Genomic DNA, 26,206 nt, shown 5'->3' on the forward strand with positions numbered 1-26,206 from the left:
GGTCCATGCCCTGTGCTGGGCGGTGTGGCCGCTTGGAGACGCGGATCCTTGTCTGGCGCACGATGCGTCATTCCTTTCGGTCGGTGCCGTCCGGGTGGGTGTGCGGGCAGTCCCGCTCGGAGGTGACAAGCTCGAACCACACGACCTTGCCGGCGATCCCCCAGCAGCACGCCAGCCGGTTCAGCCGCGGGGTGTGGCGCGGTGCGGCGGCTGTGGGCGCGGCCTGGGCGCTGACGTCCTCCACTTCACCGCGCAACAGGCCTTCCTCCACCCAGAGCGTGAGCCTGATCCTGCCGGTGGCGTGCCGCAGGGCGTCGGCTACGAGTTCGCCGACCAGCACGTCGGCATCCTCGGCCTGCTCTTGCAATCCCCACGCGGCCAACCGGACCGCGGTCATCCGCCGGGCGCTCGGCACCGCCGAGGGCTGTGCCGACAGCAGCCACGAGACGGCGCGGTCGCGTCCCACCAGTCCGGCGCGAACGGCCAGGCCGTCCCCCAGGGCCAAAAGCCCGTTCCGCGACAACATCCGCAGCGCGGGTTGGCTCGGAACGACGCCGTGCTCGACTTGCGGCTGCAATATGGCTGGCATTGCATCCCCTCCCCGTGTTGGCGCATGTGTACAGAGCACTTACTCAGCTTGCTCGACCACGCCAAACACCGAGACGGGATAAATCCCCATATAGGTACCTATTCGTCTCGGCCTCCGTGTAGGTAGTCCCCCCTCAGCCCCCGCCCGGCACCACGTCCACCACCGCTGCCCCGTACCTCCCGGAACGCCCATCCACGCTCGCGACGCCGCAGCGAGCAATCCCACCCCGCAAGTAACCCGGGACATCGGCAGGGACCAGGCCGACGGCCATGTCTACGAGCACGACGCCGTCCCCGGCCCGGGTCAGGCGCCCGGCACCGTACCGCCCTCGCGGTCCGACGAGTCGGCGAGGTGGGCGCCCGTCACCGAGCCCGGGACGGACAACAACGCCTGCGGGTGCCTTCGAACAGGACCCGGCCCCCATGCTTGCCGCCACCCGGCCCCAGATCGACGACCCAGTCGGCGCGTTCGATCACCTCCAGGTCGTGCTCGATCACGATGACGGTGCTGCCCGCGTCCACGATGCGGTCCAGCAGGGCGGCCAAGGTGTCGACGTCGGACATGTGCAGGCCCGTGGTGGGCTCGTCCAGCACGTACACCGCTCCCGTCTTCGACAGCTCACCGGCCAGCTTCATGCGCTGGCGCTCACCGCCCGACAGCGAACTGGTCGGCTGGCCCAGGGTGAGGTAGCCGAGGCCGACGTCGACGAGGGTGCGCACCCGGGCGGCAGCCGGTTGCGGATGAACCAGGAGGAGGTCTCGTTCAGCTGGCGCTGCGACTCCACGGCGACGGTGTCGAACACGACGGACGACTTGCCGGACCCGGACACCCCGGTGAAGACCACCAGCTTGTTCTTGGGGATGCGCAGGGACAGGTTCTTCAGGTTGTTCACCCGTGCCCCGGTGATCACGATGCTGTCGTCCATGCGAACACGTTAGGGCAGGGCACCGACACTTCCCCCCGGTTGGGCCGGTCAGGTGGGGGCGGGTGTGGAGCGGGTGGCCAGGCGGTCGAGCGAGATGCCGAGCACGTCGGACAGGGCCGCGATGGTGAAGAACGCCGGCGTGGCGATCCGGCCGGTCTCGATCTTGCGGAGGGTCTCGGCGGACATGCCGGCGGCCGCGGCGACCTCGACGATGCTGCGCTCGCCGCGGGCCTGACGCAGCAACGAGCCGAGCTGCTCGCCGCGCAGCCGCTCCTCAGGGGTCAGCGGAGGTCGCACCATGTAAACCACTCTATACCCGTGATACCGGTATAGTTATCTCCGTTCTTGCTGCCGCCCGCCCGGGGAACGGCCCCCTCGAACACCTCACCGCCCGCTCTTGCCGCGCAACAGGGGATGGGTGCGCATCGCCACCTCCAGCTCACCCGGCAGCTCATCGCGATACCGGCCCAGCGTCGACAGATCACTGTGCCCCAGCACCCGCCGCACCGCGTCCATGTCGACCGCGTCCGCCAGCAGATGCGTCGCCGTCGTATGCCGCAACCCATGCGGCGTCACCGAACGCCGCTGATCGGGATCCACCCGCCGCTGCACCCGGTCGATCACCGCCTGCACATCGCCCCGCGCCAGCCGCCGCCCCCGCCACGACAGCAGCAACGCCTTGTCGGCCACCGCCGGCCGCCCCCGCTCCAGATACTCCTGCAACACCCTCGCCACGTCATCCGGCAACGGCACATCCCGCGTCCGCCCGCCCTTGCCGAAGATCCGCCAGTAACGCACCCCGTCGTTGGTGAAGAAATCCTCCACGTTCGCGCGTACCAGCTCCGACACCCGCGGCCCCACCGTCGACAGCAGCAGCACGATCACCGCGTCCCGCAACTCCGTACGCTGATCACGGCGCTTGCCCTCCGCCGGGACGTCCTGCGGCAACGCGCGCGCCGCCCCGATCAGCCCCTGCGCCTGCTCCCGCGTCAACGCCCGCCGCTGCGGCCGCAGCCCGCCGCGTTCCTTGGCCGTCACCGTCGAGGCCGTCATCGGATTGACCTGCACCCACCCCGCCAACACCGCATGCTTGAACAACGCCGAGATAGACCGGCGAAAACGCGCCTGCGACGACGGCGACTGCCCACCGCTCGCGGTGCGCCGCCGCCCGTCCGGCCGGCGCGCGAACGCCAGCAGCAGCGCGTCCACATCGGCGCCCGTCAGATCGTCCAGCACCACCTCGGCGCCCGCCAGCTCCACCAGCGTCGCCACATCCCGCGCATACACCTCCGCCGTCGACGGCGACAACGCCCCCGTCACCGTCCTGGCCCGCACCAGCTCCACATAACGGTCAGCCGCCTCCGCCACCGTCACCCACTCGAGCTCCGCAGGCCGCACCGGCCGCCACCTTCCCCTCGAATGCCCCTCGCACGAGAAAAGATCCAAGGACGACCGTAGCGGCCGGCACCGACAGGAAACGCTAGATGTCGCGGAAGGTCTCGATGCGCGCTCCCAACGCGTTCAGCCGCTCGGCCAGATCCTCATACCCGCGGTTGATCACGTACACGTTCCGCAGCACCGACGTGCCCTCCGCCGCCATCATCGCCAGCAGCACCACCACCGCCGGCCGCAGCGCCGGCGGACACATCATCTCCGCGCTGCGCCACCGCGTCGGCCCCTCCACCAGCACCCGATGCGGATCCAGCAGCTTCACCGACGCCCCCAGCCGCGTCAGCTCCGTCAAATAGATCGCCCGATTGTCGTACACCCAGTCGTGGATCAACGTCGAACCCTGCGCCGAGGCCGCGATCGCCGCGAAGAACGGCACGTTGTCGATGTTTAGCCCCGGGAACGGCATCGGATGGATCTTGTCGATGGGGGAGACCAGCTTCGACGGCCGCACCGTCAGATCCATCAGCCGCGTACGCCCGTTGGCCGCCGGATACTCCCGCCCCCGATCACAGTCGAGGCCCATCTCCTCCAGCACCGCAAGCTCGATCTCCAGGAACTCCACCGGCACCCGGCAGATCGTCAGCTCCGACGACGTCACCACCGCCGCCGCCAGCAGACTCATCGCCTCCACCGGGTCCTCGGAGGGGGAGTAGTCGACGTCCCGCTCGATGTCGGCCAGCCCGTGCACCGTCAGCGTCGTCGTCCCCACCCCCTCCACCCGCACGCCGAGCTGCTCCAGGAAGAAACACAGGTCCTGCACCATGTAGTTGGAGGAGGCGTTGCGGATCACCGTCACACCGTCGTGCCGCGCCGCCGCCAGCAGCGCGTTCTCCGTCACCGTGTCGCCCCGCTCGGTCAGCACGATCGGCCGCGACGGCGACACCCCCCGATCCACCCGGGCGTGATAGAACCCGCCGGTCGCGGTGATGTCCAGCCCGAAGTGCTTCAGCGCCGACATGTGCGGCTGCACCGTACGCGTGCCCAGGTCACAGCCGCCCGCGTACGGGATCTGGAACTGCTCCGTGCGGTGCATCAACGGCCCCAGGAACATGATGACGCTCCTGGTACGGCGCGCCGCCTCGGTGTCCATCGCCTCCAGCTCCAGCCTCGCCGGAGGCACGATCTCCAGATCGCTGCCCTCGTTGATCCACCGCGCCCGCACCCCGATCGAGGCCAGCACCTCCAGGATCCGGTAGACCTCCTCGATCCGCGCCACCTTCCGCAGGATCGTCCGGCCCGAGTTCAGCAACGACGCGCACAACAACGCCACGCACGCGTTCTTCGACGTCTTGACGTCGATGCTGCCCGACAACCGGCGGCCGCCCACCACCCGCAGATGCATCGGCCCCGCATACCCCAGCGAGACGATCTCACTGTCGAGCGCCTCACCGATCCGGGCGATCATCTCAAGACTGATGTTCTGGTTGCCGCGCTCGATCCGGTTGACCGCGCTCTGAGACGTCGCCAGAGCATCGGCCAGCTGAAGCTGCGTCCAACCACGATGCTGGCGCGCATCCCGGATCAGCCGGCCGATCCGCACAAGGTAATCATCTGCCACAACACGAGACCATATCTCACATATGAGATGCCACAGCGCCCCCGGGGGCCGACGCGCCGGACAACTCACGATGACCCGCCAGATGCTCCGGAGTCACCGACGCCTTCGCCTTGTGCACGAACGCCCGCCGCGCCGCCCGGAACTCGTTACGGTCGTCGAACATGTCCCGGCTCATCTCCGCCAGCTCCTCGGCCCGGTAAGCATCCAGCGGCTTACGCCGCTCATCGACCTCACGCGCCTGCCGCCTGCCCGCCAGCAGCCGATCATAACCCGGATCCACCGCCAGCCGCTCCGCGTACTCCAGCACCCTGCGCTCGAAGTCCAGCCGCGAACCACCCAGCATGCGATCCGCCAGCCCCACCTCGACCGCCTCCGCCGCGCCGACCGGCAACGCCTGCTGCGTCAACCTCCGCGCCGTCTCCGCACCCACCCGGCGCGGCAACACGTACGTCCAGTACTCACTGCCGAACAACCCCATCGTCCGGTAATGCGGATTCAGCACCACCGAATCCCGGATGATCACCCGGTCGGCGCCCAGCCCCATCATCACCCCGCCCGCGCCCGCGTTCCCCCCGATCGAAGTCACCACCAGCTGACTCGTACACCCCACGATCTCCCGGCACACCCCGTTGATCGCGTTGATGTTCATCCACGCCTCCAACTCCGGATGACGCGAAGCCTCGATCACATTCAGATGAATGCCGTTGGAGAACACCTCCCCGCCCCGCACCACCAGCACCCGCGTGTCCTGCGCCGCCGCATACCGCAGTGCCGCCGACAACCGGCGGCACTGATCCGACGACATCGCCCCGTTGTAGAAGTCGAAACTCACCACCCCCACACCGTCACTCCGGTCATAGGTGATCTCGCTGTAACCCGAACGCTCCGGCGCCGAAGCCACCAGATCACCCAGCGCCAGCGCCGACGGAAGCTTGATCGCCCCCTCCTGCTCCAGCCGCACATGCCCCACCCACACCGAACCGTCGCCGGTGTGCACCAGCACCGCGCCCTCACGCCGCGCCACCACCTGCCCCGGCCGGCCCGCGATATCCGGCCCCCGATACACGTCGAACACCCGCACCGGCAGCTCACACAACGTCGCCCGACCCCCAGGCGACCCGTCCGCGGCCCGCACCCGGCGCACAATGTCCTCCGTCGGCTCCTCCCAGGAGAACTCCCGATCGGAATGCCGCATCGCCCGCCGCAACCGGCCCCGCACCTCCGGCGAACGGTAATCCAGCGGCACCGGCACGAACGACGCGTCCGCCGCCTTGGCCGCCACCTCCGCCACCAGCTCCACCGCCGCATCCGCCACCGGCCCGTTGTACAACGCCGACTTACGCGGCGCCTCCGACGGCAGCGCGAACGTCCGATACCCCCAGATCGGGCCCGCGTCCATCTCCTCGACCGCCTGCAACGCCGTCACCCCCCACTCGGGCTCGGCCTCCAGGATCGCCCAGTCCAGCGACGACGGCCCCCGGTCCCCGGGCGGCCCCGGGTGGACGATCACCGTACGGTGGCCGCGCCACAACTGCTCCGGCACCCGCTCCTTCAGGAACGGGCAGATCACCAGATCAGGCTTGGCCAGCTCGGCCGCCTCCACCATCGCCTGCTCCGAGACGGCCAGCTCGACACTCACCTCATGGCCGGCGCGGCGCAACTCCAGCCAGCAACGCTGGGTCAGGCCGTTGAACGAGGAGCACAGCAGCAAGATACGCAACGCGGGACTTCTTTCCAGGCAGGGTAGGGGGACACGGAATCGGGCGGCAGGGGACTGCTCAGCGGGAGGGGCGTTCCCTTCTGTCCCATGCCTTTATGACAGTCCCATATGGCCCATACATGTCTTTGATGCTGACATGGATCGTCCACTGCCGGTGACATTTCACCGCAAAAACCCGCCCAGACCAGCCCTAGTTGACCCGCTTTGCCCGAATCATCCGCCTGTGGTAGCGGCTCGGCCGCGTACCCGCCCTGAGCCGAAACCCCGCTTCCGGGAGCTCCAACCCGGGGGAGAGGGCCGTCACCGTCCCGTCCATCCTTCGGCATCGACGCGGCGACTCCACCCGGACCCCTGGCCCCCAGGGGCCGGGGGCGCTTCGCGCGAGCGACCGCCACTAAGGGGTGTTTGTCGCTGTATTTACCACTTTGTCTCAAACCAGACAGAATCCAGCTTCTGTCTGGTTTGAGATTGAATGTCCAGGTTGGGGTGGGAGGGGTCAGAGGCGGTTGACGAAGCGGGCGGCGGAGCGCTGGCTCATGCCGGTCTCGCCGCGTACGAGGAAGACGGCTTCCTGGATCTGGCCGAGGGCTTTGAGCTCGCGCACCTGGTCGACCAGGTCGACGCTGATGCCGGGCCGGTTGCGCGGGCGCTGGGTGAGCCGGACCGCCAGGATGATCAGCCAGATGGCGAGTGCGGTGATGACGGCTGTGAGCGCGATGAGGCTGGGGGTTGTGATGTCCAGGGCGGGCATGCAGAGCGTCTGCCCGGGTGTGGCCGCTTTATTCTGGTTGCTTGATAATGAACATTATGTCAAGTAGCCCCTTCTGAAAGGGGGTGACCCGGTCGGTCATCTCGCTCATTGTCCCGTCTCAATTGAGCTGACACAGTCTCAGTAGACCTGACACAAGATCGCTATAGTGCTGTCGTCTCGTTGGGGATGAGGTCGTTCTGACCTCGGACCGGTATGCCGGCATCGAGGTTCACGATTGGGAGTTCGGCGGGCGGCGGTAAATGAGCGCTTGGCTGTCGCTGAGGTGGGGCCGGAACTCGCGCGAACGACCCGCGTCGGAGCCTGACCCGTGGATGTGGACCAGATTGAATGGGACGGGATAGCGAGGCCGGTGGGTCTGGTGTGATTTTTCTCTCGGCGGCGCGGCGGGGGCTTGTCGCGCGGGGGCGCCCGGAGTCGGATTGCGCGGTGGGGCCGGGGTTTCGTGGCCGGATGTGGTGGCGTGGCGGGGCTCCCCCGGGCATTGACCGAGGGTTTGACGCTCTGTTGATTCGCTGTCCTTGGCGGGATGCGTTGTTTAGGCTGGGAGATCCTGCCATTCGCACTGCGAGAGGAGCAGCACGTGGGGAGTCAGTCGGTGTTATGTCCGGTGTGTCAGGGGGTTGTGCCCGCTTCGGGTAAGGATGCGTACACGCCGCTGCGGGGGCGTCTGATCGTGACCAATGGGTATTGCGCGGGTGGGTGCGCCGAGCGGCGTGCTGAGGAGCAGCAGCAGACGCAGCAGATGGCGCGTCCGCAGCCGGCTCCGGCGCCTGTGCCGATGGCCTCGCGTGGGCCGGTGCGGTCTTCGGCGGCGCCTGTCCGGGTGGCGCGCTGATCTTTTCCCCCATGTGTGTTGCTTCGGTGTGTTGCGGTGCGTGGCCGGTTGTGGGGGCCGGCCGGGGCGCGGAGTTGGTGGCGGGGTTATTGGTGGCCGTCGATGGTGTGCCAGTAGTCGCGGGTCTGTGTGGCGAGGCCGTCGGGGTCGAAGCGGGCGAAGACGCAGCCTGCGAGGGTGATGGGGCGGCCGTTGTCGTGGGCGTGGACTCGGAATTCGATGGCTGCCTGGTCGCCGTCGACGATGGGCGTGGCGAAGGTGACGTGCGGGTCGGTCTCGCCGGAGAATGACCATCGGATGTAGTTGGCGATGGCTTGTCTGCCCTGGTGCGGGGGGCGGAAGGGCATGCTGGTGTGGACGGCGTCGTCGCGGTAGAGGGCGATGATGGCGGCGGTGTCGTGGTGGGTCCAGCCGTGTTGCCAGGTGTCGGCGAAGCGTTGGGCGGCCGTTCGGGTGTCCATGGCAACCATTGTGTGGGTGGCGCGGGTGCGGGTGAGCGTGTCTCCGACTGGTGGCCGCTGGGCGTGAGGTGAGCGTCGGCTCCCCTGTCCCCTGGTTGTCTGGCGTTGGTACGCCCTGCTCGTGCGCCTGATGCGTGGCGCCTGTCACCTGGTTGCTGGGTGTGGGCCCGGTTTGTGCGGCGCCGCGGTCTCGGGCGGCTTCATGCAAGGGCTTTCCCCTTGTGGTTACCCTCCCTTGAGTTGGCCGCGGCACCTCCTGCCGCGCGGCGGGTGGGTGGCGCGGTCGTTCGTACATGGCCGGGTCTGCTTGAGGTCGCCGCTCCCCCGCGCGTCCGGGCGGTCGTTCAGGGGGTGTAGGGGTGTACGGCGGTGACGGCCGTGATCGGCAGGGGGCCGTACAGGTGGGGGAAGCCGTTTTCGACGCGGATGTCCAGGTTTGTTGGGTCGATGTCGAGGACGAGCAGGGGGTCGGTGAGGTGGGCGTAGAAAGCGGTGTGGACGCCGCGTAGCTGGGTGAGGTCGCGGCTGCAGTGGATGAAGCCTTCTTGGTCGAGGGTGCGGCCGAGGGTGGAGATGCGGTACTCCCCTGCTTTCTGCGCGGCTTCCCAGTCGGCGCGCAGGGCGAGGTGGTGGATCATGGGGTCCATTCGGTGTGGAGGATGGCGTAGATGGTTTCGCTGGTCCATTCGCCTTTGACGAATTCGTTGTCGATGAGGGTGGCTTCGCGGCGCATGTGGAGTTTTTCCAGGACGCGGGCGGAGGCGGTGTTGCGGGCGTCGAGGCGGCCGGTGATGCGGTGCAGGCCGAGGCTGTCGAAGCCGAGGCGGAGCATTTCGCGGGCGGCTTCGGGGGCGTAGCCGTGGCCGTGGTGGTCGGGGTGGAGGACGTAGCCGATTTCGCCCTGGCGGTGTTGTTTGCTGGTCCAGATGAGCAGGCTTTGGCCGATGAGCCTGCCAGTGTGGCGCAGGGTGACGGCCAGGTCGATGGCGTCGCCTTCTTCGAGGATGGCGGTGCGGGTGATCTTTTTGTCGAGGAAGGTGCCGGTGGTGTCGCGGTCGCGGGGTTCCCAGTAGAGGTAGCGGGCGACGTCGGGGCGGGATTCGTAGGCGTGGACGGCGTCGAGGTCGTCGGGGGTGAAGGGGCGCAGTAGGAGGCGGTCGGTGGTGATCGGGTAGTGGGGTTTCAGCACGGGGGCAGTGTAGGTGGGGGTCAGGGGGGCGGCAATGCGTTTTCTGCCGTTTTGACGGCGTGGGTGAGCAGGGCGCGGGCTTGGTCGAGGGGGCGTTGTTCGACGACGTGTTCCAGCCAGAGGGCGGACAGGGTGGTGTAGAGGAGGCGGACACGGGTGTCGGTGTCGGGGAGGTGGAGGGTGTCGGCGACGATGCGGACGCAGCCGTCGGTCCAGCGGCGGGCGATTTGCTGGAGTACGGGGTCGCGGCCTGCGTGGACGTACAGCTCCCATAGGCCGAGTTGGCGGGTGCGGTCGGCGGTGGCGACCTGGTCGGCCAGGGCGGTGAGGCCGTGGTGGGTGATCCAGGTGCGGGTGGTGTCGAGTTCGGTTTCGACGAGTTGGGCGAAGGCTTCGGCGAGGAGTTGGTCGCGGGAGGCGAAGTAGTAGGTGGTGGCGGCGAGGGGGAGGTTGGCGCGCTGGGCGACGGCGCGGTGGGTGACGGCGGCGAAGCCGCCTTCGGTGAGCAGGTCGACGGCGGCGGCCAGGAGGGTGGCGCGGCGGCGGCGTCCGCGGGCCTGTGTGGGGCTGGAGGTGGGGGTCGCGGTGTTGGGCCGCTCCCCCGGCCGGGATCCTTGGCCTGGGTGGGGCCGCTCTCCCGGTTGCCTGCCCGGCTGTGGCTGCTTGCGCGGCGTGGGGTGTTCGGGTGCGTGGTGCTGCTGTGCCGGTGCCGGCTCGTGGCGGGCGGGGGTGCGGGCGTCTGTTTTCGAGGTGTGCGCGGGGCGGGGGTGGTCTGCCGGTGTGTCCTGGTGCGGGTTCAATGGCCACCTGCGAGGTTGAGGACTATGACGCCGCCGATGATGAGCAGGATACCGCCGATCTTGAGCGGGGTGAGGGTCTCCCCCATGAAGGCGGCGCCGATGAGGGCGATGGCGGCGGTGCCGGCGCCGGACCAGACGGCGTAGGCGGTGCCCATCTCGAGTTGGAGCTTGAGGGCTTGGGAGAGCAGGACGAAGGAGGTGATGTAGCCGGCGGCGACGACGATGGTCCAGGCGATGTGGGTGAAGCCGTTGCTGAGTTTGAGTGCGGAGGTGGCCAGGACTTCCGAGGCGATGGCGAGGGAGAGCAGGAGCCAGGGCATGGGGGTCCCCCAATAAGAAAATTGGTACGGCTGTGCCAATTTTATCGTGGGATCCTGCGGAGATGGTGTCCGGGTGTGGTGGAACTGCTTGAAAACCCAGTCGAATGCGTGTTCCATTGGTTGGTGTGGGTTGGGACGCGCTTTCGCTTGTCGAACAGGCCGCTGACGAGCGTCCGCTGATCGAGCGGCGTGCGGTGGCGCGCGACGGTTTCTATGAGCTGCAGGCCCGCACGGTGATCGAGCGGGTGCCGCAGACCGCGGGCATCGCCCAGCAGTGGGCCGTCTCCCCCTACCGTGGCTGCGCCCACGCCTGCCGGGGTTGCGGCGCCCGTGCGGGGCATCGGCGGCTGGGCCTGGATGCCGGTCGTGATTTCGACACGCGGATCGTGGTCAAGGCGAACGCGGTGGCCCGGTTGCGGGCGGAGCTGGCGCGCTGGGACGGTCAGGAGCTGGCGGTGGGTCTCAGCGGTGACTGCTATCAGCCGGCTGAGGAGACCTACCGGCTGATGCCGGGGGTGATCGGGGCGCTGGCGGAGGCGGCGGTGCCGTTCACCGTCTACACCAAGAGCGCGCTGGTGGTGCGGGATGCTGAGTTGCTGGCGCGGGCGGGGGCGCGGGTGGCGGTGTCGATCGCGTTCGTGGACGAGCGGATCCGGCGGGCGGTGGAGCCGGGCGCGCCGGGTGCGCAGGCGCGGCTGGAGTTGGTGTCGGCGCTGGTGGAGGCTGGGGTGGAGTGCCGGGTGCTGATGGCTCCGGTGCTGCCGCTGCTCAGTGACGCGACGGATCAGCTGACGGCGACGGTGCGGCGCATCGCGGCGACGGGGGCGGGGGCGGTGGAGCCGGTGGTGCTGCGGCTGCCGCCGGGGACGCGTTCGTGGTATCTGGAGTGGCTGGCGCAGGCGCATCCGCAGTTGGTGGAGCGGTATGAGGAGCTGTATGACCGCTCGGGGTTGCCGTCGGCGGATTACGAGGGGCGCATCACGGGGCAGATCGCGCAGTTGTGCCAGATGTACGGGATGCGGTGCGGTGCGTCTGCGGTCGAGCGGCGCGAGCCGCGTGCGGCGCAGCTCGCGCTGGTGTGAGGCGGTCGATGCCGCCAGGACGGCGGGCTCGTCCGTCACGTAAGGGCGGGCGGGAGGTCAGGAGGCGTTCGTCCGGAAGGAGGAGCGGTAGGTCTGCGGTGTGACGCCGGCGACGCGTTTGAACCGCTCCCGGAACGCGGTGGCCGAGCCGAAACCGGCCTGCGCGGCGATGCGTTCGACGCCGTGGTCGGTGGTCTCCAGCAGGAACTGGGCGCGGCGTACGCGTGCTCGCAGCAGCCACTGCAGTGGTGTGGTGCCGGTCTGCTCGCGGAAGCGGCGGCTGAAGGTCCTTTCGCTCATCCCGCTGTGCATGGCCATCTGCGCCAATGTCACGTCCTGGGCGAGGTTGTCCTCGATCCACGTCAGCGCCGGCTCCAGGAGTGAGCCTTGGGGGACGGGAGGCTGGTTGTGGAGGATGAACTGGGCCTGGCCGCCCTCCCGTTCCAGGGGCATCACCGACAGCCGGGCCGAGTCCGCGGCGACCGCCGAGCCGAAGTCCCGCCGGATGATGTGCAGGCACAGGTCCAGGCCGGCGGCGGCGCCGGCTGAGGTGAGGATCTGGCCGTTGTCGACGTACAGGACGTCCGGCTGCACATCCACCTGCGGGTACATCTGGGCCAGCCGGCGAGCCGCCACCCAGTGCGTGGTCGCGCTCAGTCCGTCCAGCAGCCCGGCTGCGGCGAGGGTGAAGGCTCCCACGCAGATGGAGGCGATCCGGGTGCCGGCGGTGGCGGCGGTGCGCAGGGCGTCGAGCACCTGCGGGGTGGGCGGGGTGGCTTGCTCGGAGCATCCTGGCACGACGATCGTGTCGGCCTCCCGCAGGGTCTGCAGGCCGTGCGGGGCGATGAGGGTGAAGGTGTCGCTGGCCACCTGCGGTGTGGCGGCGCAGACCAGGACGCGGTAGGGCCGGCGTCCGTCGGCCAGCCGGGCACGCCCGAACGCCTCGATCGGCGTCGCCATGTCGGCCGCCACCACATGGTCCAGCGCCAGGACCGCCACCGTGTGCATGAGGACACCGTAGGCGAGAACTCGCCAGCCGCAAAGGGGCAGGTGGGGCGGCTGACGCGGTCGTCTTCGCAGGTGGGGCCGAATGGCGGGAACTCGTTGGAAATTGTCGATTCAGCCCATGGGGAGCCGTGGGGCGGCCGGTCTAGCCTTTGCGCTGCGAGATCCGGGCACATGAAGAAGGGAGCAGCGCTGATGCATACGCATTCGCCCACGCGCGCCGCGGCGTCGTGTGGTCCAGCCGAGACCTCTCCCCCGGCCCTGTGACCGTCCGCACCGCACATCTTCGACCGAGGAAAGTACGCCGTTGTCTGCCATTGAAGGCATCCGGAACAACCCGATCATCGACACCACCTGGGGCGCGGCCGCCGGGCAGGGGGCCGGCCGGTGACCAAGTTCCTCCTGTCCGTTCACGTCCTGGCCGCCATCATCGCCGTCGGCCCCGTGACCGTGGCGGCCAGTATGTTCCCCGCCGCGGTGCGCCGGGCCGGACCGGACGCGCCCTCGCTCGCCTCCGTCCGGCTCCTGCACCGCATCTGCCGCGTCTACTCCGTCATCGGCCTGGCCGTGCCGGTCTTCGGCCTCGCCACCGCCGGCAGTCTCCATGTCCTGGGCGACGCGTGGCTGATCGTCTCGATCGTGCTCACCGCCGCGGCGGCCGGCGTCCTGGCGTTGCTGGTCCTGCCGGGGCAGGAGCGCCTGGTCGCCGCGCTCGAGGGGGTTCGGCGCTGCGGGGTTCCACGGCGCGCCTGGGCATGCCGACCGGCGTCTTCAACCTGTTGTGGGCCGTCGTGACGGTCCTGATGATCGTGCGGCCCGGCTCCACCACGGGAGTGTGAGTGTGAGCCGTACCGCAAGGCCGTTGCGCATCGCCGCCGCGGTCGAGTTCGCCTCGCTCATCGTCCTGCTGGGCAACCTCGCCACCGTGCACCTGCCCGCCGTCTCCTCGCTGGCCGGGCCGATCCACGGGTGCGCGTACCTGTTCACCGTCGTGGCCGCCGCCCGCGATCCGCGGCGCACCCTCGTGGCCGCCGCCCTGGCCTGGCTGCCGGGGATCGGCGGGCTGCTGTCCCTGCGGCGCCTGGACAAGGCCGCGGCCTCTGCCAACTGACCGCACCCCCACCTCAGAACGGAGTGCCCCACCCCATGTTCATCATCATGCCGATCGTCATCGGGCTGATCGCCGTCTGCCTCATATCCCTGATCCCCGAGCCGCATCGACGCCAGGTCAACGCCGTGCTGGTCGGCGGTGCGGGCGCCGCCTACCTCAGCGGAGGCGGACTGGGGTACTGGGAGCTCGTCCTGCCGCTCGTCATGACCTATGTCGCCTACCGAGGGCTCAAGAGCTGGACCTGGATCGGCATCGGCTGGCTGCTCCACACCGCCTGGGACGTCGTGCACCACCTCAAGGGGAGCCCCATTCTCCCCTTCGACGCGCATTCCTCCTTCGGCTGCGCCATCTGCGACCCGGTCGTGGCGCTGTGGTGCTTCGCGGGCGGGCCGTCGATCTTCGGCTGGGTACGTGCCCGCCTGCTCGGCAAGCCCGCCACGCAGATCGGCCCCGCCGGAGAGTGACCCGGCCCGGCTTCGCGGCACCGCCACTGACGTGGCCGACAGCGGCCGGTGCGGGCGAATCCCTCCCGGAGCAAGCGCCGCAGCAACAGCGGGGTGGGGTCAGCGCGACGGGGACACCAGGCCCGCGTCGTAGGCCATGATGACCAGCTGTATCCGGTCGCGGGCGTCGAGCTTGCCGAGCAGGCTGGCTACGTGCGCCTTGGCGGTGCCGGGGCTGATGTGCAGCTGGGCCGCGATCTCGGCGTTGGACAGGCCGCGCCCGACCAGGGTGAGCACCTCGCGTTCGCGTCCGGTGACGCCCGGGAGCTCGCGCGGCTGCGGGGCGGGGGCGGGGCGGCGGGCGAAGTCCTCGATGAGGCGGCGGGTGACGCTGGGCGCGATCAGGGCGTCTCCGGCGGCGACGACGTGGACGGCGGACAGGATGTCCTCCAGCGCCATGTCCTTGACCAGGAATCCGCTCGCCCCGGCGCGCAGGGAGGCGTAGACGTTGTCGTCGTCGTCGAACGTGGTCAACATGATCACGCGGGTGGCCGGGGACTCGGCGATGATGGTCTGGGTGGCCTCGATGCCGTCCATGCCGGGCATGCGGATGTCCATCACCACGACGTCGGGACGCAGCCGCCTGGTGAGCTGGACGGCCTGGGCTCCGGTCCCGGCTTCTGCGGCGACCTCGATGCCGGGGGCGGTGTCGATGACCATGCGCAGGCCGGCGCGGATCAGCGGCTGGTCGTCGGCCAGCACGACGCGGATCGTCACGGCGCCCCCACCTCGGTGGCCGCGCGGCCGGCCGCGGTCGTGAGCGGCAGGCGGGCGGTGACGCGGAAGCCGCCGCCGGGCCGGGGGCCGGCGCTGAAGTCGCCGCCCAGGAGGGCGACCCGTTCGCGCATGCCGGCGATCCCGTGCCCGTTGCCGTCGCCGGCGGCGCCGCGTCCGTCGTCGACGACGTCGAGGCGCAGTTCCTGGCTCCCGTAGCCGATCACGACCTGGCAGTGGCCGGTGCCGGCATGGCGCAGGACGTTGGTGACCGATTCCTGGATGATGCGGAAGGCGGACCGGTCGACGGCGGCGGGCAGGGGACGGGGCCGGCCGTGCCTGCGCACGTCCACGCGCAGGCCGGCGGCCGTGATCGTCTCGGCCAGCCGCTCGAGGTCGGCCAGCCCTTCCACCGGCGGGGCGGGCTGCTCGCGCAGCACGCCGAGCATGTGCCGCAGCCCCTTCAGTGTCTGCCTGCTGGTGGCCTCGATCGCGCCCAAGGCCTCGCGCGCCTGCTCCGGCCGGCTGCCGATCACGCGTGCGCCGGCGCCGGCCTGGATGGCGATGATGCCGATGCTGTGGGCGACCATGTCGTGCAGCTCGCGGGCGATGCGCAGCCGCTCGCCGGTGATCGCCTGGACCTCGGCGTGCGCGCGCAGCGCCTGGGCGTACTCGCGCCGCTGCCGGATGGACGTCCCGGCCATCCAGGCGACCACGATGCCCAGGCCGAGCAGGAGCGACAGCGCGAGGAAGCCGGGCGCCCCGGCGCGCAGGCCCTGGCGCAGCAGGTCCACCTGCCAGGCCGCCTCCTGCACGAGCGCGGTGGCGGCGGCCGCGGCCAGGGCCGCGCGGCGCGAGCGGCCGGCCGCGAGGAGCGCGACCGGGACGTCGGCGAACGGCAGGAGCGGCCAGATCCGCTGCGCCGGCTGTCCCAGCGTCGTCGCCGCGACGATCTCCGCCAGCAGCACCGCGAGCACCGCGCTGGGCCATCGCCGTGCCCATGCCAGAGGGGCGGCCATGGCCAGGGCGAACGTGGCGTGGGCGGCCCCCACGGGGAGCAGGTCTTGGCCGTCGGTCAGCGTCATGGCGTACAGCAGCGGCGCCAGGACTGCCAGGCCGCACCAGGTGAGCAGTGTCCGCATGCCACGGGGCAACCGCGACCAAAGAGGCGGTCTGGGCGTTTTGTCGCGCACCCGTCGATCGTATTCGGCTGCGCTCGAGCCGGGCATCGGCCCGCAGGCCTATGCCCCCAGGCCACCCCGCCCGCGCGGAAACCGGCCCGCGGCCAGATGCGGCACGTCTGTGACCTGCGACAGCGTGGGTCATGTGATCGAAGTCGACCAACTGACCAAGCGCTACGGCGCGGTGACGGCGGTGAAGGACCTCACGTTCACCGTCCGGCCGGGGCACGTCACAGGGTTCCTCGGCCCCAACGGCGCCGGCAAGAGCACCACATTGCGCATGATCCTCGGCCTGAACCGCCCCACCGCCGGGAGCGCCACCATCGACGGCCGCCCCTTCGCCCGCCACCGGGCGGGGCTGCGTCAGGTGGGCGCGCTGCTGGACGCCGGCGACGTCCACGGCGGCCGCACCGCCGCCGCCCACCTGCACGCGCTGGCCCGCGCCAACGGCCTGTCCCGCCGCCGGGTCGCCGCGGTGCTGGAGGAGGTGGGGCTGGCCAGGGTGGCGCGCCGCCGGATCGGCGGGTTCTCCCTGGGCATGCGCCAGCGGCTCGGCATCGCCGCCGCCCTGCTGGGCGACCCGCCGGTGCTGCTGTTCGACGAGCCGATCAACGGCCTGGACCCCGAAGGCGTGCGCTGGGTACGCGGCCTGTTCCGGCGTCTGGCCGCCGAAGGCCGCAGCGTGCTGGTCTCCAGCCACTTGATGAGCGAGATGGAGAACACCGCCGACCGCCTGGTCGTCATCGGCCGCGGCGAGCTGATCGCCGAGGAGAGCCTGGCCGAGTTCGCCGCCCGCGGCGGCGGTGCGTCCGTCACGGTGCGCACGCCCGACCCCGTCGAGCTGGCGGCCGTCCTCGCCATGGAGGGCGCGCACGCGCAGCCGGACGTGCGGCTGGATGGCGGCGGCGCGCTGACCGTGACCGGGCTGAGTGCCGCCCGCGTCGGCGAGCTCGCCCATCAACGCCGGATCATGCTGCACGAGCTCACCCCGCGTACCGCCTCGCTGGAGCAGGCGTTCATGGAGCTGACCGCGGACCGCGCCGACCACCTGGCAGGTGAGCGGCGATGAGGCCCGCTCGCTTCCGCGACCTGCTCGCCGCCGAGTGGATCAAACTCTGGTCCCTGCGCTCGACCTCCTGCCTGCTCGGCCTGGGCACGCTGGCCATCGTCGCGCTCGCCGCCCAGAGCAGCCTGGACGCCTACAACAGCTGGCCGGGCTTCACCGCCATGGAGAGAGCCAGGTTCAACCCCCTCAACGAGGCGTTCAGCGCCTTGGCCGCCTGCATGCTCATGATCGGCGCGGGCAGCCTGGGCGCCCTGACCATCGTCGGCGAGTACGCCACCGGCCTGATCCGCACCACCCTCATCGCCGTCCCGTCCCGCCACCGCGTCGTGGCCGCCAAACTCACCGTCACCGCCACCGTCACGCTCGCCACCGGCACGCTCATCTCCGCGGGCACGTTCGGCGTCAGCCAGGCCATCCTGTCCGGCCGCGGCGTCGCCGTCTGGCTCGGCGACCCCGGCGTGCTGCGCGTGCTGGCCGCCAACGCGCTGCTCGCCCCGGTGTCGGCATTGGCCGGCATGGGCATCGGCGCGCTGCTGCGGCACACCGCCGGCGCCGTCGTCACCGTCTGCGCCGCGCTGGTCATCGTGCCCACCTTCTTCCAGCCCACCGTCCACCAGTGGCTCAACGACCTGTACGCGCTGGTCCCCTTCTACGTCTGGCGCACCTGTCTGGGCCTGCCGCAGCAACTCGACGACCCCGCCCTGCCCACGGTGGCCGGCTCGTGGGCCGCCTTCGCGCTGTGGCCGCTGGCAGCCGCCGTCTTGACCCTGATCGTCGTACGTCGTCGCGACGTATGACCCGCCCCAACGAGGAGACGCCATGACGACCAACCCCATCCGGCTGCGCCTGCCCGCCGCCGCGCTGACGGCCTGTCTCAGCCTGGCCGCTGTGACCTGCGCCACGACCGCCTCGGCGGCCTCTGGGCAGGTTGCCCGCACTCCCAGCGCGGCCGCAGCGGTCCGGCTGGAACTGCCCCGCCCCTCCGGCCCGGACCCGGTCGGCCGCGACATCCTGTACCTGGTCGACAACAGCCGCAAGGACCCCTGGGTGCCCGAATCGGGCCCGCGCCGGTTCATGATCTCGATGTACTATCCCGCCAGCTCCGCCACCGGCGGCCCCGTTGGTAGCCGGGCCCCCTACATGACCACCGCGGAGGCCGCGTCCCTGCTGCAGCGCAAGGCCCCGGGCGCCGGCCTGTCTCCCGAGATCATCAGCTCCACCCGCACCTACGCCCGCACCGGCGTCCCCGCCGAACCCGGCCGCCATCCGCTGGTGGTGCTGTCGCCCGGGCTCGGCCTGCCGCGCGCCAGCCTCACCTTCCTGGCCGAGGACCTGGCCAGCCGCGGCTACGTCATCGCACTGGTCGACCACGCCTACGAATCCTCCGGCACGACCTTCCCCGATGGGCAGACGATCACCTGCGCTCCCCTGTGCGACCAGCCCAAGCCCCCCGAAGGCGGGCAGGCGGCCATCACCAGGAACCGGGCCAAGGACATCAGCTTCGTCATCGACGAGCTGACCGGCCGGCACCCCGCCTGGAACAAGGCCCGCATGATCGCTGCCAAGCGGATCGGCATGGCCGGTCACTCCCTCGGTGGCGACGCCGGCGCCGCCACCATGGCCGCCGACAGGCGCGTACGGGCCGCGGTGAACCTGGACGGCACCTTCCACCCCGCCATCACGCTCGACCGGCCCTTCCTGCTCCTGGGCAGCCAGGCCGACCACGCGCCAGGCAAAGATCAGACCTGGGATGACAGCTGGCGCAAGATGAGCGGCTGGAAGCGCTGGCTCACGGTGGCCCGTACCGGCCACACCAGCTTCACCGACCTGTCCATCCTGCAGAAGGCGGCCGGCATGTCCGGCGCCGGCGACCTGCCGCCGCAGCGCTCGCTGGAGATCACCCGCACCTACGTGGCCGCCTTCTTCGATCTGCACCTGAAGGGTAAGAAGCAGCCCCTGCTCGACGGCCCGTCGCCGGCCGCTCCCGAGGTCGCCTTCCACAACCCCTGACCGCCAAGCGTCCGGTCCCGCCGTTCGCCTGCCGCGCGGGCGAACGGCGGGGTCACAGTCACCCTCGCGGTGTCAGCCGGTGGCGGGGCGGGCGCGGTATTCCTCGTCGGTGACCTGCTCACCCCACTCGGTTTCGGGTGTGCCGGCCCACCGGTGCCTTCCCACATGGCCAGGTGGGCCATGAAGTGGTCGGGTGCGGCGCCGTGCCAGTGCCATTCGCCGGGCGGGGTGTAGACGGTGTCGCCGGGCCGCATCACGACGATCTGGCCGCCGCGGGACTGCACCAGGCCGATGCCGTCGGTGACGTGCAGGGTCTGTCCGGCGGCGTGGCGGTGCCAGGCGGTACGCGAGCAGGGCGCGAAGCGCACGATGTTGACCCGCATCCGCGACGGCTCGGTGCCGGCGTGGATGACGTCGAACCAGACCTCACCGGTGAACCATTCGGCCGGGCCCTTGCTGGTGGGGCGTTTTTCCAGGACGTTCATGCGTGGTTTCCTCCGTTGCCAGGTGCGTGCTCGGTATGGTGCGGCGCCGGCCGAGGGTCAGTCCGTGAGGCGGATGTTGCCGAGCCGGCTGACGACGGCGGGGTCTCGGTGGTCGAAGAACTGCGAGGCGCCGGTGTCCAGGGCGGCGATGCGGCTCATCTGATCGTCGGTGAGCTCGAAGTCGAAGACGTCGAAGTTCTCGGCCATCCGGTCGGCCCGGATCGACTTCGGGATCACGACGACGTCGCGCTGGAGGAGCCAGCGCAGCACCACTTGCGCGATGGGACGTCCTTTCTCTGTGGGTGCGCGGAAGGGATGACCTGTCAGCGTTCGATCATCCGCATCTGCTCCTCGTTGTGGTGCCCACCGGCGGCCGGAGGCAGGCTGTCGAGCTTCGCGATCTGCTCGGCGGTCAGTTCGACGTCGGCGGCGGCGGCGTTCTCCTCCAGACGCGAGACCCGCTTGGTGCCCGGGATGGGGGCGATGTCGTCGCCCTTGCTGAGCAGCCAGGCGATCGCGACCTGCGCGGGCGTGACGCCGACCTCGGCGGCGATCGCCTGCACCTCCTCGGCGAGCGCCAGGTTGCGTTGGAAGTTCTCGCCGGTGAAGCGGGGGTTGGTCGCCCGGAAGTCGTCGGGGCCGAAGTCGCTTTGCGACCGGATCTTCCCGGTCAGGAACCCCTTGCCGAGCGGGGAGTAGGCGACGAACCCGATGCCCAGCTCGCGCAGCAGCGGCAGCACCTGCGGTTCCTGGTCGCGGGTCCACAGCGAGTACTCCGACTGCAGCGCGGTGATCGGGTGGACCGCGTGCGCGCGGCGGATGGTGTCCAGCCACGCCTCGGACAGGCCGATGTGGCGGACCTTGCCCTGCTTGACCAGCTCGGCCACCGCGCCGATGGTGTCCTCGATCGGCACCTTGGGGTCGACCCGGTGCTGGTAGTACAGGTCGATCCGGTCGGTCCCCAGGCGCCGCAGCGAGCCCTCGACCGCGGTGCGGATGTTGGCCGGGCTGCTGTCGATGTTCCAGGCGCCGCCGCCGGCGTGGGAGACCAGACCGAACTTCGTCGCCAGCACGACCTCATCGCGCCGACCGGCGATGGCCCTGCCGACGAGTTCCTCGTTGGCGTACGGGCCGTAGATCTCCGCGGTGTCGAGGAACGTGACGCCCAGGTCGAGCGCACGGTGGATGGTGCGGATGGATTCGGCGTCGTCGCTGCCGGCGCCGGTGAAGCCGTGGGACATGCCCATGCAGCCCAGCCCGATGCGGGAAACCTCCAGATCGCCCAGCCTGACGTGCTTCATGATCACCTTTCCGGAACGAGTTTGATCGTCGCGGCTCGCGACTCGGGGTTGACGACGCCGCCGATGATGCCGGCGCCGTAGCGGCGGTACTTGGTGCGGTAGACCTCGTCGATCCGGTCGTGGACGGCGGCGTCGGCGGGATCGGCGTCGGTGAGGGCGACGTCCGCCTCGACGCCGCCGGCCGAGATGCGGCCCTGGTGGCGGGTCCGGGTGCCGCGGTACCAGGCGCCGGAGCGGCCGTTCATGCAGCGGACGTACAGGTCGTCGCCGGCGCGGACGACCCACATCGTCACCGGGCGGCGCAGTGTGCCGTCGTGGCGGCGGGAGGCGAGGTCCAGTTCTTCGGCGTCGCCGATAGCGGTGAGTTCATCGCTGGTCCAGGCGGCCATCGTTCTCCTTCGCGTCAGGGCTGGATGAGGACCTTCAGCGCGGTGCGCTCGTCCATCGCGCGGTAGCCGTCGGGCACCTGCTCCAGGCCGATCGTCCGGTCGAACACCCGGCCCGGCTCCACCCGGCCCTCCAGCACGTCGGGCAGCAGCTCCTCGATGTAGGCGCGCGCCGGGGCGGGGCCGCCGGTCAGCGTGATGTTGGGGCCGAACAGGCTGCCGAACCCGATCGGCGCGTCCTCGTACTGCGGCACGCCGACCCGGCTGATCACCCCGCCGGGACGGACGATGCCGACCGCGGTTTCGTAGGCGTTCATGTAGCCGACCGCCTCCAGCACCGTGTGCACGCCCTCGCCGCCGGTCAGCTCGCGCACCTTCTCGACGCCTTCGGCGCCGCGCTCGGGCACGACGTCGGTGGCGCCGAAGTCGATGCCGAGCTTGGTGCGTTCGTCGTGGCGGCCCATGAGGATGATCTGCTCGGCTCCGAGCCGCTTGGCCGACAGCACCGCCATCAGCCCGACCGCGCCGTCGCCGATGACCGCCACCGTGGTGCGCGCATTGACGTGGGCCTGCTTGGCGGCGTGGTAGCCGGTGCCGTACACATCCGCCAAGGTCAGCAGCGACGGCAGCAGCTCTGAGTCCTCGCCGACGGGCAGTTTGACCAGCGTGCCCTGCGCCTGCGGGACGCGGATCGCCTCGGCCTGGCCGCCGCCCACCTCGCCGCGGGCCCAGAATCCGCCGTGCAGGCAGGAGGTGTGCAGGCCCTCGCGGCAGAAGACGCAGGTGTTGTCGGAGTAGGCGAATGGCGCCACCACCAGGTCGCCGCGCTTCAGCCCGGACACCTCCGAGCCGAGGTCCTCGATGACGCCGAGGAACTCGTGCCCCATCGGGGTGCCCTGCTCCGAGGCCGGCAGATTGTGGTACGGGTGCAGGTCGCTGCCGCAGATGCACGAGCGCACGATGCGCACGATCGCGTCGGTGGGCTGCCGCAGGGCCGGGTCGGGCGCGTTCTCCACGCGCACGTCACCGGCACCGTACATGAAAGTAGCTCGCATCAGAGTTTTCCGTATTTCGTATTCGTCGTCGGACCTACCCCCAGCCGATCGACCGGCAGGCCTGGTCCAGGTCGGTCACCCGAATGCCCGGGTTCTCCCTGGTCAACCTCCATCAAACGCGCATGCTCGGGCACGCGGCAGGGCCTGCTGTTACAGGTAATGGCAGAACCCCCCAGCCGGGGTTGGCGGTCCCTCCCGCCGGATCGGCCGGGCATCGGCGCGGTGCGGGGTGCGTTCTTGGGGGTGCGGAGTCAGGATGCCGGTGGCGTGGGTCAGTGCTGGTCCGGGGCCGTCTGCTGTGCCTCGGCGAGGTCCTGGGTGGCTGCCCAGCTGGCGAGCATCTTGAGTCCGTCGGCGGTGGGGCTGCCCGGGGTGGCGGTGTAGACGTTGAGAGTCAGGCCGGGCTCAGACGGCAGCTCCATCGATTCGAAGTTCAGGTCGAGCTCGCCGACCACCGGGTGGCGCAGCCGTTTGTGGCCGCTGCGGTGGAAGCGCACGTCGTGGGAGGCCCAGCGCTGCCGGAAGACCTCGCTCTGCGTCGAGAGTTCACCGACCAGCTCGATCAGCCCCCGGTCGTGCGGATTGCGGCCGGCCTCCAGCCGGAGCATGGCGGCCGCGTCGTTGGCGATCCGGTCCCAGTCGACGAAGAACTCGCGCGCCGCCGGGTCGAGATAGACGAACCGGGTGGTGTTCGCCGGGCGGCGCGGGTCGGCCAGGACGGGGGCGTACAGGGCGCGGGCCAGGCGGTTCATGGCGACGATGTCGTGGCGGCCGTTGCGCACCCAGGCCGGTGCGTCGGTGATGGCGTCCAGCACCTGCTGGATCACCGGCCGCACACTGGTCGGCGGCGTGCGGCGACGCCGCGGGCCCGAGCCGGCAGCCCGGGCCAGCGAGAACAGGTGCTCCCGCTCGGCCTCGTCCAATTGCAGCGCGCGAGCCAGGGCGTCCAGCACGCTGTCGGAGGCCCCGGACAGGTTCCCCCGCTCCATGCGGACGTAGTAGTCGATGGAGACGCCGGCGAGCATCGCGACCTCCTCCCGCCGCAGCCCCTTGACGCGACGGTTGCCGCCGTAGGCGGGTAGTCCTGCCTGCTCGGGCGTGATGCGCGCCCGCCGCGAGCTGAGAAACTCGCGGACCTCGGAGCGGTAGTCGATCTGGCCCATAACCCCAGGGTAAGCACGGTGGCGGGAGTGCAGGAGGTAACGCCAGTACCCCGAACGCGGGTCACTGCCCCGGCCGCCGGGATCGTCGTTGACTGGGCGCATCCGCCAGGGCGTACAACGTCGCCGTGCTCCTCGGCGGTGACTCACCCCGGAACCGGCAGGTCCATCGAGGCGAGCCTGGCCGGGGCAATCACGGTCGCGATGGCGACGATCCGGCCGTCGACGACGGTGAACGCCATGACCGAGAGCGGAGTTCCATCCTCGCGCCAGGAGACGAACCCGGGAAGGCCGTTGACGAGCACCGCTCGCCCTCTCGTGGCTGCGCCGGTGGCGACTCGAGTGGATGCGCCTTCGGCGACCTTGGTGGCGCCGAGGATGACGACCACACCGGTGGGGGTGTCGACGGTCAGCTTCACCTCGGGGTCGAGCACGCGCAGCAGCCCCTCGAAGTCGCCGAGGCGAGCCGCCGCCAGGAAGGCCTGGACCACCTCTCGCTGCTCCCGTCCGGCGGCCGTCGGCCGCTCGCTCGCCTGCACCTTCCTGCGGGCGCGGCTGGCGAGCATCTTGGTGGCGTCGGCAGACTTGCCGAGGATCTGGCCGATCTCGTCGAACGGCACCGCGAACAGGTCGTGCAGCACGAACGCCAGCCGCTCGCTCGGTCCGAGCGACTCCAGGACGACCAGGAGCGCGAGCCCGACCGAGTCGGCGAGCGCCACGTCGTCCTCTGGCGCGGGGCCGTCGTCGACCGTCACGACGAGTTCGGGCAGCCGGTCGTCGTAGGACGCCTCAGGGTGGGCCTGGCGCGATCGCAGGACGTCGAGGCTGATCCGGCCGACCACCGTGGTCAGCCAGCCGGCGAGGTTGTGGATGGTGGCCGTGTCCTGGCGGGAGAGTCGCAGCCAGGCCTCCTGGACGACGTCCTCGGCGTCGGCGTGCGATCCGAGCATGCGGTAGGCGACCGCGCGCAGCCGGTCGCGCTGGGCCTCGAACGCCTCGCCCACCGGGTCCGCCGGGCTGGTGTTGGACATGTTGTTACCTTCCTCGGATCTGCTCCGTCATGGGTAATGACGGGCCCAGAGGGGCCCAGGTAACCGATGAAGGAGTACGACCGATGGAAGCACGCCTGAAGAGCCCGGCGAATCCCGACGTGATGACAGCGATCCAGCATCTGTACAAGGCGATCCACGCCGGCGGAGTCGACCCGCTCGTGCTCGGGCTGGTGCACCTGCGGGCCAGCCAGATCAACGGCTGCAGCCCGTGCGTCTTTGCCGGGGTCGCGTCGGCCAAGAAGCACGGGGAGACCGACGAGCGGCTGCACAACGTGGTCGCCTGGCGCGAGACGCCCTTCTTCACTGAGGCGGAGCGGGCAGCGCTCGCGCTGACCGAGGCCGCCACCCGGATCCAGGACGGCGCGCCAGGTGTGACCGATGAGATCTGGGACGCCGCCGCGGCCCACTTCGACGACAAGCAGCTGTCCGCGATCAACCTGGAGATCGCGCTGACCAACTTCTTCAACCGCATCAACCGTACGGTCCGGGAGCAGGCCGGCAAGACCTGGTGAGCTGGGCGGGGCGTCATCCATCCGGAGGCCGCGGCTCCCGAAGCAAGGGGTGCGGTTTTCGGTTGATCTCGGCCGGCGACAGGGCGCCGCCGTGGCCGGTGTCGTAGCGCTGGTCGGTGGCCTGGATGCGGGCCAGGAAAGTCGCTCGTGCAGACGAGGGGCCACGGCGACCACCGGTGATCACACGGGGGAAAATCGGTGGACGGCGCTGTTAGCGTGCCGTTTGTGGATGTGATCGATGTCGAGGCATTCGTGGCCGACGGGTTCGCCAAGGTCGAGGCGGTGGTGCCGCGCCAGGTGGGCGATGCGGCCAGGGCGCTGCTGTGGGAGCGGATCGGCCTGTCGCCCGACGACCCCTCGGGCTGGACGCAGCCGGTGGTGTGGACGGCCGACCTGACCGGGGAGGGACCGTTCGGGCAGATCGTGCACAGCGAACGGCTGCGTGCGGCGCTGGACGCGGTGGCGGGCGCGGGCGGCTGGGTGCCGCGCGGGAGCGTGGGCAACATGCCCATCCGGTTCCCGGTGGTGCCTGCCGCAGATGATCGCGGCTGGCACATCGACGCGAACACGGCCCGGGCGGACGGCGGCTACGGGGTGAGCGGCCGGCCGGAGACGCTGCTGCTGCTGGTGCTGCTGTCGGAGGTGGGGCCGCGGGACGCGCCGACGCGGGTGCGGGCCGGCTCGCAGCGCGACATGGCGGCGTTGCTGGATGAGCGGGTGCTGGATCCCATGCAGATGGGGCCGGTGTTCGACGAGGCGGGGCGGGAGCGGCCCATCGCGCTGGCGACGGGCTCACCGGGGGATGTGTATGTGGTGCATCCGTTCACGGTGCACGCGGCGCAGGAGCATCTGGGCAGCCGGCCGCGGTTCATGGCGCAGGCGCCGGTGTTCCTGGCCTCGCCGCTGCGGCCGGGTGACACCACGCCGCTGGGGCGGGCCGCCGGCTTCTCCTGACGCCGGCC

31 protein-coding genes and 1 pseudogene are annotated in these 26,206 nt (G+C 70.4%); 9 read left to right on the top strand and 23 right to left on the bottom strand.

Translation table 11 applies throughout. From position 1 onward, the window contains the following. Positions 1 to 67 precede the first annotated feature (67 nt). From ACQPWU_RS26905 to ACQPWU_RS26965, 13 genes and pseudogenes are all read right to left on the bottom strand, one after another. Complete coding sequence (locus ACQPWU_RS26905) at positions 68 to 589, bottom strand: ATP-binding protein (RefSeq protein ID WP_433444485.1); 522 nt, start codon at positions 587 to 589, stop codon at positions 68 to 70. Between the two features lie 303 nt (positions 590 to 892). After that, a pseudogene (locus ACQPWU_RS26910) lies at positions 893 to 1,323 on the bottom strand (ATP-binding cassette domain-containing protein); the annotation flags it as partial. Continuing rightward, the gene (locus ACQPWU_RS26915) at positions 1,221 to 1,514 is read right to left on the bottom strand and encodes a hypothetical protein (protein WP_433444486.1); all 294 of its coding nucleotides are present in this window, start codon (positions 1,512 to 1,514) and stop codon (positions 1,221 to 1,223) included. The pseudogene ACQPWU_RS26910 and the gene ACQPWU_RS26915, both read right to left, overlap by 103 nt. A gap of 48 nt (positions 1,515 to 1,562) precedes the next feature. Further along, positions 1,563 to 1,814 carry a helix-turn-helix domain-containing protein gene (locus ACQPWU_RS26920; RefSeq protein ID WP_433444487.1) on the bottom strand — a complete coding sequence of 84 codons (252 nt, stop codon included), beginning with the start codon at positions 1,812 to 1,814 and terminating at the stop codon, positions 1,563 to 1,565. An 84-nt stretch (positions 1,815 to 1,898) separates the two neighbouring features. After that, positions 1,899 to 2,912, bottom strand: a complete 1,014-nt coding sequence (locus ACQPWU_RS26925; RefSeq protein WP_433444488.1) for a tyrosine-type recombinase/integrase — start codon at positions 2,910 to 2,912, stop codon at positions 1,899 to 1,901. 82 nt (positions 2,913 to 2,994) lie between these two features. Beyond that, the gene (locus ACQPWU_RS26930) at positions 2,995 to 4,524 is read right to left on the bottom strand and encodes a helix-turn-helix domain-containing protein (RefSeq protein WP_433444489.1); all 1,530 of its coding nucleotides are present in this window, start codon (positions 4,522 to 4,524) and stop codon (positions 2,995 to 2,997) included. Positions 4,525 to 4,540: 16 nt separating this feature from the next. Beyond that, entirely contained in the window at positions 4,541 to 6,244 is a 1,704-nt protein-coding gene (locus tag ACQPWU_RS26935) for an enoyl-CoA hydratase-related protein (RefSeq protein WP_433444490.1), read from the bottom strand. A gap of 496 nt (positions 6,245 to 6,740) precedes the next feature. Beyond that, positions 6,741 to 6,995, bottom strand: a complete 255-nt coding sequence (locus ACQPWU_RS26940) for a hypothetical protein (RefSeq protein WP_433444491.1) — start codon at positions 6,993 to 6,995, stop codon at positions 6,741 to 6,743. Positions 6,996 to 7,937: 942 nt separating this feature from the next. Then, on the bottom strand, positions 7,938 to 8,312 hold the full coding sequence (locus ACQPWU_RS26945) for a nuclear transport factor 2 family protein (RefSeq protein ID WP_433444492.1): 375 nt from the start codon (positions 8,310 to 8,312) through the stop codon (positions 7,938 to 7,940). Positions 8,313 to 8,656: 344 nt separating this feature from the next. Continuing rightward, the gene (locus ACQPWU_RS26950; protein ID WP_433444493.1) at positions 8,657 to 8,959 is read right to left on the bottom strand and encodes a DUF952 domain-containing protein; all 303 of its coding nucleotides are present in this window, start codon (positions 8,957 to 8,959) and stop codon (positions 8,657 to 8,659) included. Then, the gene (locus tag ACQPWU_RS26955) at positions 8,947 to 9,501 is read right to left on the bottom strand and encodes a GNAT family N-acetyltransferase (protein WP_433444494.1); all 555 of its coding nucleotides are present in this window, start codon (positions 9,499 to 9,501) and stop codon (positions 8,947 to 8,949) included. The genes ACQPWU_RS26950 and ACQPWU_RS26955 overlap by 13 nt, the downstream gene beginning before the upstream one ends. A 20-nt stretch (positions 9,502 to 9,521) precedes the next feature. Further along, entirely contained in the window at positions 9,522 to 10,301 is a 780-nt protein-coding gene (locus ACQPWU_RS26960; RefSeq protein ID WP_433444495.1) for a TetR family transcriptional regulator, read from the bottom strand. Next, positions 10,298 to 10,621 carry a DMT family transporter gene (locus ACQPWU_RS26965; RefSeq protein WP_433444496.1) on the bottom strand — a complete coding sequence of 108 codons (324 nt, stop codon included), beginning with the start codon at positions 10,619 to 10,621 and terminating at the stop codon, positions 10,298 to 10,300. Before ACQPWU_RS26965 ends, ACQPWU_RS26960 begins: the two co-directional genes overlap by 4 nt. A gap of 104 nt (positions 10,622 to 10,725) precedes the next feature. On the opposite strand from ACQPWU_RS26965, the gene ACQPWU_RS26970 reads away from it, so the two are divergent. Then, the gene (locus tag ACQPWU_RS26970) at positions 10,726 to 11,703 is read left to right on the top strand and encodes a radical SAM protein (protein ID WP_433444497.1); all 978 of its coding nucleotides are present in this window, start codon (positions 10,726 to 10,728) and stop codon (positions 11,701 to 11,703) included. A 57-nt stretch (positions 11,704 to 11,760) separates the two neighbouring features. On the opposite strand, the gene ACQPWU_RS26975 is transcribed toward ACQPWU_RS26970, so the two are convergent. After that, positions 11,761 to 12,711, bottom strand: a complete 951-nt coding sequence (locus ACQPWU_RS26975; protein ID WP_433444498.1) for a GlxA family transcriptional regulator — start codon at positions 12,709 to 12,711, stop codon at positions 11,761 to 11,763. A 384-nt stretch (positions 12,712 to 13,095) separates the two neighbouring features. Here ACQPWU_RS26975 and ACQPWU_RS26980 point away from each other — a divergent pair, with 384 nt between their 5' ends. The 3 genes from ACQPWU_RS26980 to ACQPWU_RS26990 are packed head-to-tail and all read left to right on the top strand — an operon-like array spanning position 13,096 to position 14,283. Continuing rightward, complete coding sequence (locus ACQPWU_RS26980) at positions 13,096 to 13,503, top strand: hypothetical protein (RefSeq protein WP_433444499.1); 408 nt, start codon at positions 13,096 to 13,098, stop codon at positions 13,501 to 13,503. 46 nt (positions 13,504 to 13,549) lie between these two features. Beyond that, on the top strand, positions 13,550 to 13,819 hold the full coding sequence (locus tag ACQPWU_RS26985; protein ID WP_433444500.1) for a hypothetical protein: 270 nt from the start codon (positions 13,550 to 13,552) through the stop codon (positions 13,817 to 13,819). Positions 13,820 to 13,854: 35 nt separating this feature from the next. Continuing rightward, positions 13,855 to 14,283: a DUF6010 family protein gene (locus tag ACQPWU_RS26990; RefSeq protein ID WP_433444501.1), complete on the top strand. Its 429-nt coding sequence runs from the start codon at positions 13,855 to 13,857 to the stop codon at positions 14,281 to 14,283. Positions 14,284 to 14,382: 99 nt separating this feature from the next. Here ACQPWU_RS26990 and ACQPWU_RS26995 read toward each other — a convergent pair whose 3' ends face one another. After that, entirely contained in the window at positions 14,383 to 15,039 is a 657-nt protein-coding gene (locus tag ACQPWU_RS26995; protein ID WP_433444502.1) for a response regulator, read from the bottom strand. Continuing rightward, complete coding sequence (locus tag ACQPWU_RS27000; protein WP_433444503.1) at positions 15,036 to 16,178, bottom strand: sensor histidine kinase; 1,143 nt, start codon at positions 16,176 to 16,178, stop codon at positions 15,036 to 15,038. Before ACQPWU_RS27000 ends, ACQPWU_RS26995 begins: the two co-directional genes overlap by 4 nt. Before the next feature lie 184 nt (positions 16,179 to 16,362). On the opposite strand from ACQPWU_RS27000, the gene ACQPWU_RS27005 reads away from it, so the two are divergent. Genes ACQPWU_RS27005 through ACQPWU_RS27015 form a run of 3 tightly spaced genes read left to right on the top strand, consistent with a single transcriptional unit; the run spans position 16,363 to position 19,293 of the window. Beyond that, the gene (locus ACQPWU_RS27005) at positions 16,363 to 17,286 is read left to right on the top strand and encodes an ABC transporter ATP-binding protein (RefSeq protein ID WP_433444504.1); all 924 of its coding nucleotides are present in this window, start codon (positions 16,363 to 16,365) and stop codon (positions 17,284 to 17,286) included. Further along, on the top strand, positions 17,283 to 18,080 hold the full coding sequence (locus ACQPWU_RS27010) for a hypothetical protein (protein ID WP_433444505.1): 798 nt from the start codon (positions 17,283 to 17,285) through the stop codon (positions 18,078 to 18,080). The genes ACQPWU_RS27005 and ACQPWU_RS27010 overlap by 4 nt, the downstream gene beginning before the upstream one ends. Before the next feature lie 22 nt (positions 18,081 to 18,102). Further along, complete coding sequence (locus ACQPWU_RS27015; protein WP_433444506.1) at positions 18,103 to 19,293, top strand: alpha/beta hydrolase family protein; 1,191 nt, start codon at positions 18,103 to 18,105, stop codon at positions 19,291 to 19,293. On the opposite strand, the gene ACQPWU_RS27020 is transcribed toward ACQPWU_RS27015, so the two are convergent. The 7 genes from ACQPWU_RS27020 to ACQPWU_RS27050 form a co-directional block, all read right to left on the bottom strand. Next, a complete protein-coding gene (locus tag ACQPWU_RS27020; protein WP_433444507.1) occupies positions 19,191 to 19,778 on the bottom strand; it encodes a (R)-mandelonitrile lyase in 588 nt (195 codons plus the stop codon). The genes ACQPWU_RS27015 and ACQPWU_RS27020 overlap by 103 nt on opposite strands. Positions 19,779 to 19,835: 57 nt before the next feature. Further along, a complete protein-coding gene (locus ACQPWU_RS27025) occupies positions 19,836 to 20,105 on the bottom strand; it encodes an aldo/keto reductase (protein WP_433445297.1) in 270 nt (89 codons plus the stop codon). Continuing rightward, entirely contained in the window at positions 20,102 to 21,079 is a 978-nt protein-coding gene (locus ACQPWU_RS27030) for an aldo/keto reductase (RefSeq protein ID WP_433444508.1), read from the bottom strand. Before ACQPWU_RS27030 ends, ACQPWU_RS27025 begins: the two co-directional genes overlap by 4 nt. A gap of 2 nt (positions 21,080 to 21,081) precedes the next feature. Continuing rightward, the gene (locus tag ACQPWU_RS27035; RefSeq protein ID WP_433444509.1) at positions 21,082 to 21,468 is read right to left on the bottom strand and encodes a DUF2255 family protein; all 387 of its coding nucleotides are present in this window, start codon (positions 21,466 to 21,468) and stop codon (positions 21,082 to 21,084) included. A 14-nt stretch (positions 21,469 to 21,482) separates the two neighbouring features. Then, positions 21,483 to 22,520, bottom strand: a complete 1,038-nt coding sequence (locus ACQPWU_RS27040; protein ID WP_433444510.1) for a zinc-dependent alcohol dehydrogenase family protein — start codon at positions 22,518 to 22,520, stop codon at positions 21,483 to 21,485. A 272-nt stretch (positions 22,521 to 22,792) separates the two neighbouring features. Beyond that, complete coding sequence (locus tag ACQPWU_RS27045) at positions 22,793 to 23,674, bottom strand: helix-turn-helix transcriptional regulator (RefSeq protein WP_433445298.1); 882 nt, start codon at positions 23,672 to 23,674, stop codon at positions 22,793 to 22,795. 152 nt (positions 23,675 to 23,826) lie between these two features. Then, a complete protein-coding gene (locus tag ACQPWU_RS27050) occupies positions 23,827 to 24,711 on the bottom strand; it encodes a sigma-70 family RNA polymerase sigma factor (RefSeq protein ID WP_433444511.1) in 885 nt (294 codons plus the stop codon). A gap of 83 nt (positions 24,712 to 24,794) precedes the next feature. Between ACQPWU_RS27050 and ACQPWU_RS27055 the strand changes: the two genes are divergently transcribed. Further along, positions 24,795 to 25,244: a carboxymuconolactone decarboxylase family protein gene (locus ACQPWU_RS27055; protein ID WP_433444512.1), complete on the top strand. Its 450-nt coding sequence runs from the start codon at positions 24,795 to 24,797 to the stop codon at positions 25,242 to 25,244. A gap of 225 nt (positions 25,245 to 25,469) precedes the next feature. Continuing rightward, positions 25,470 to 26,198, top strand: coding sequence for a phytanoyl-CoA dioxygenase family protein (locus ACQPWU_RS27060; protein ID WP_433444513.1), 729 nt, complete (start codon positions 25,470 to 25,472; stop codon positions 26,196 to 26,198). Positions 26,199 to 26,206 lie beyond the last annotated feature (8 nt).

This window comes from Nonomuraea sp. CA-141351, from assembly GCF_050944675.1.
GTDB lineage: Bacteria > Actinomycetota > Actinomycetes > Streptosporangiales > Streptosporangiaceae > Nonomuraea.

Bases quoted from the DNA above. Each gene is read 5' to 3' on its own strand.
- ACQPWU_RS27010 (WP_433444505.1), top strand. From the start codon at position 17,283: ATGAGGCCCGCTCGCTTCCGCGACCTGCTCGCCGCCGAGTGGATCAAA.
- ACQPWU_RS26905 (WP_433444485.1), bottom strand. From the start codon at position 589: ATGCCAGCCATATTGCAGCCGCAAGTCGAGCACGGCGTCGTTCCGAGC.
- ACQPWU_RS27015 (WP_433444506.1), top strand. From the start codon at position 18,103: ATGACGACCAACCCCATCCGGCTGCGCCTGCCCGCCGCCGCGCTGACG.
- ACQPWU_RS26965 (WP_433444496.1), bottom strand. From the start codon at position 10,621: ATGCCCTGGCTCCTGCTCTCCCTCGCCATCGCCTCGGAAGTCCTGGCC.
- ACQPWU_RS27035 (WP_433444509.1), bottom strand. From the start codon at position 21,468: ATGGCCGCCTGGACCAGCGATGAACTCACCGCTATCGGCGACGCCGAA.
- ACQPWU_RS26915 (WP_433444486.1), bottom strand. From the start codon at position 1,514: ATGGACGACAGCATCGTGATCACCGGGGCACGGGTGAACAACCTGAAG.
- ACQPWU_RS26975 (WP_433444498.1), bottom strand. From the start codon at position 12,711: ATGCACACGGTGGCGGTCCTGGCGCTGGACCATGTGGTGGCGGCCGAC.
- ACQPWU_RS27050 (WP_433444511.1), bottom strand. From the start codon at position 24,711: ATGTCCAACACCAGCCCGGCGGACCCGGTGGGCGAGGCGTTCGAGGCC.
- ACQPWU_RS26950 (WP_433444493.1), bottom strand. From the start codon at position 8,959: ATGGACCCCATGATCCACCACCTCGCCCTGCGCGCCGACTGGGAAGCC.
- ACQPWU_RS26945 (WP_433444492.1), bottom strand. From the start codon at position 8,312: ATGGACACCCGAACGGCCGCCCAACGCTTCGCCGACACCTGGCAACAC.
- ACQPWU_RS27040 (WP_433444510.1), bottom strand. From the start codon at position 22,520: ATGCGAGCTACTTTCATGTACGGTGCCGGTGACGTGCGCGTGGAGAAC.
- ACQPWU_RS27020 (WP_433444507.1), bottom strand. From the start codon at position 19,778: ATGAACGTCCTGGAAAAACGCCCCACCAGCAAGGGCCCGGCCGAATGG.
- ACQPWU_RS27000 (WP_433444503.1), bottom strand. From the start codon at position 16,178: ATGCGGACACTGCTCACCTGGTGCGGCCTGGCAGTCCTGGCGCCGCTG.
- ACQPWU_RS27030 (WP_433444508.1), bottom strand. From the start codon at position 21,079: ATGAAGCACGTCAGGCTGGGCGATCTGGAGGTTTCCCGCATCGGGCTG.
- ACQPWU_RS26920 (WP_433444487.1), bottom strand. From the start codon at position 1,814: ATGGTGCGACCTCCGCTGACCCCTGAGGAGCGGCTGCGCGGCGAGCAG.
- ACQPWU_RS26940 (WP_433444491.1), bottom strand. From the start codon at position 6,995: ATGCCCGCCCTGGACATCACAACCCCCAGCCTCATCGCGCTCACAGCC.
- ACQPWU_RS26990 (WP_433444501.1), top strand. From the start codon at position 13,855: ATGTTCATCATCATGCCGATCGTCATCGGGCTGATCGCCGTCTGCCTC.
- ACQPWU_RS26970 (WP_433444497.1), top strand. From the start codon at position 10,726: ATGCGTGTTCCATTGGTTGGTGTGGGTTGGGACGCGCTTTCGCTTGTC.
- ACQPWU_RS27055 (WP_433444512.1), top strand. From the start codon at position 24,795: ATGGAAGCACGCCTGAAGAGCCCGGCGAATCCCGACGTGATGACAGCG.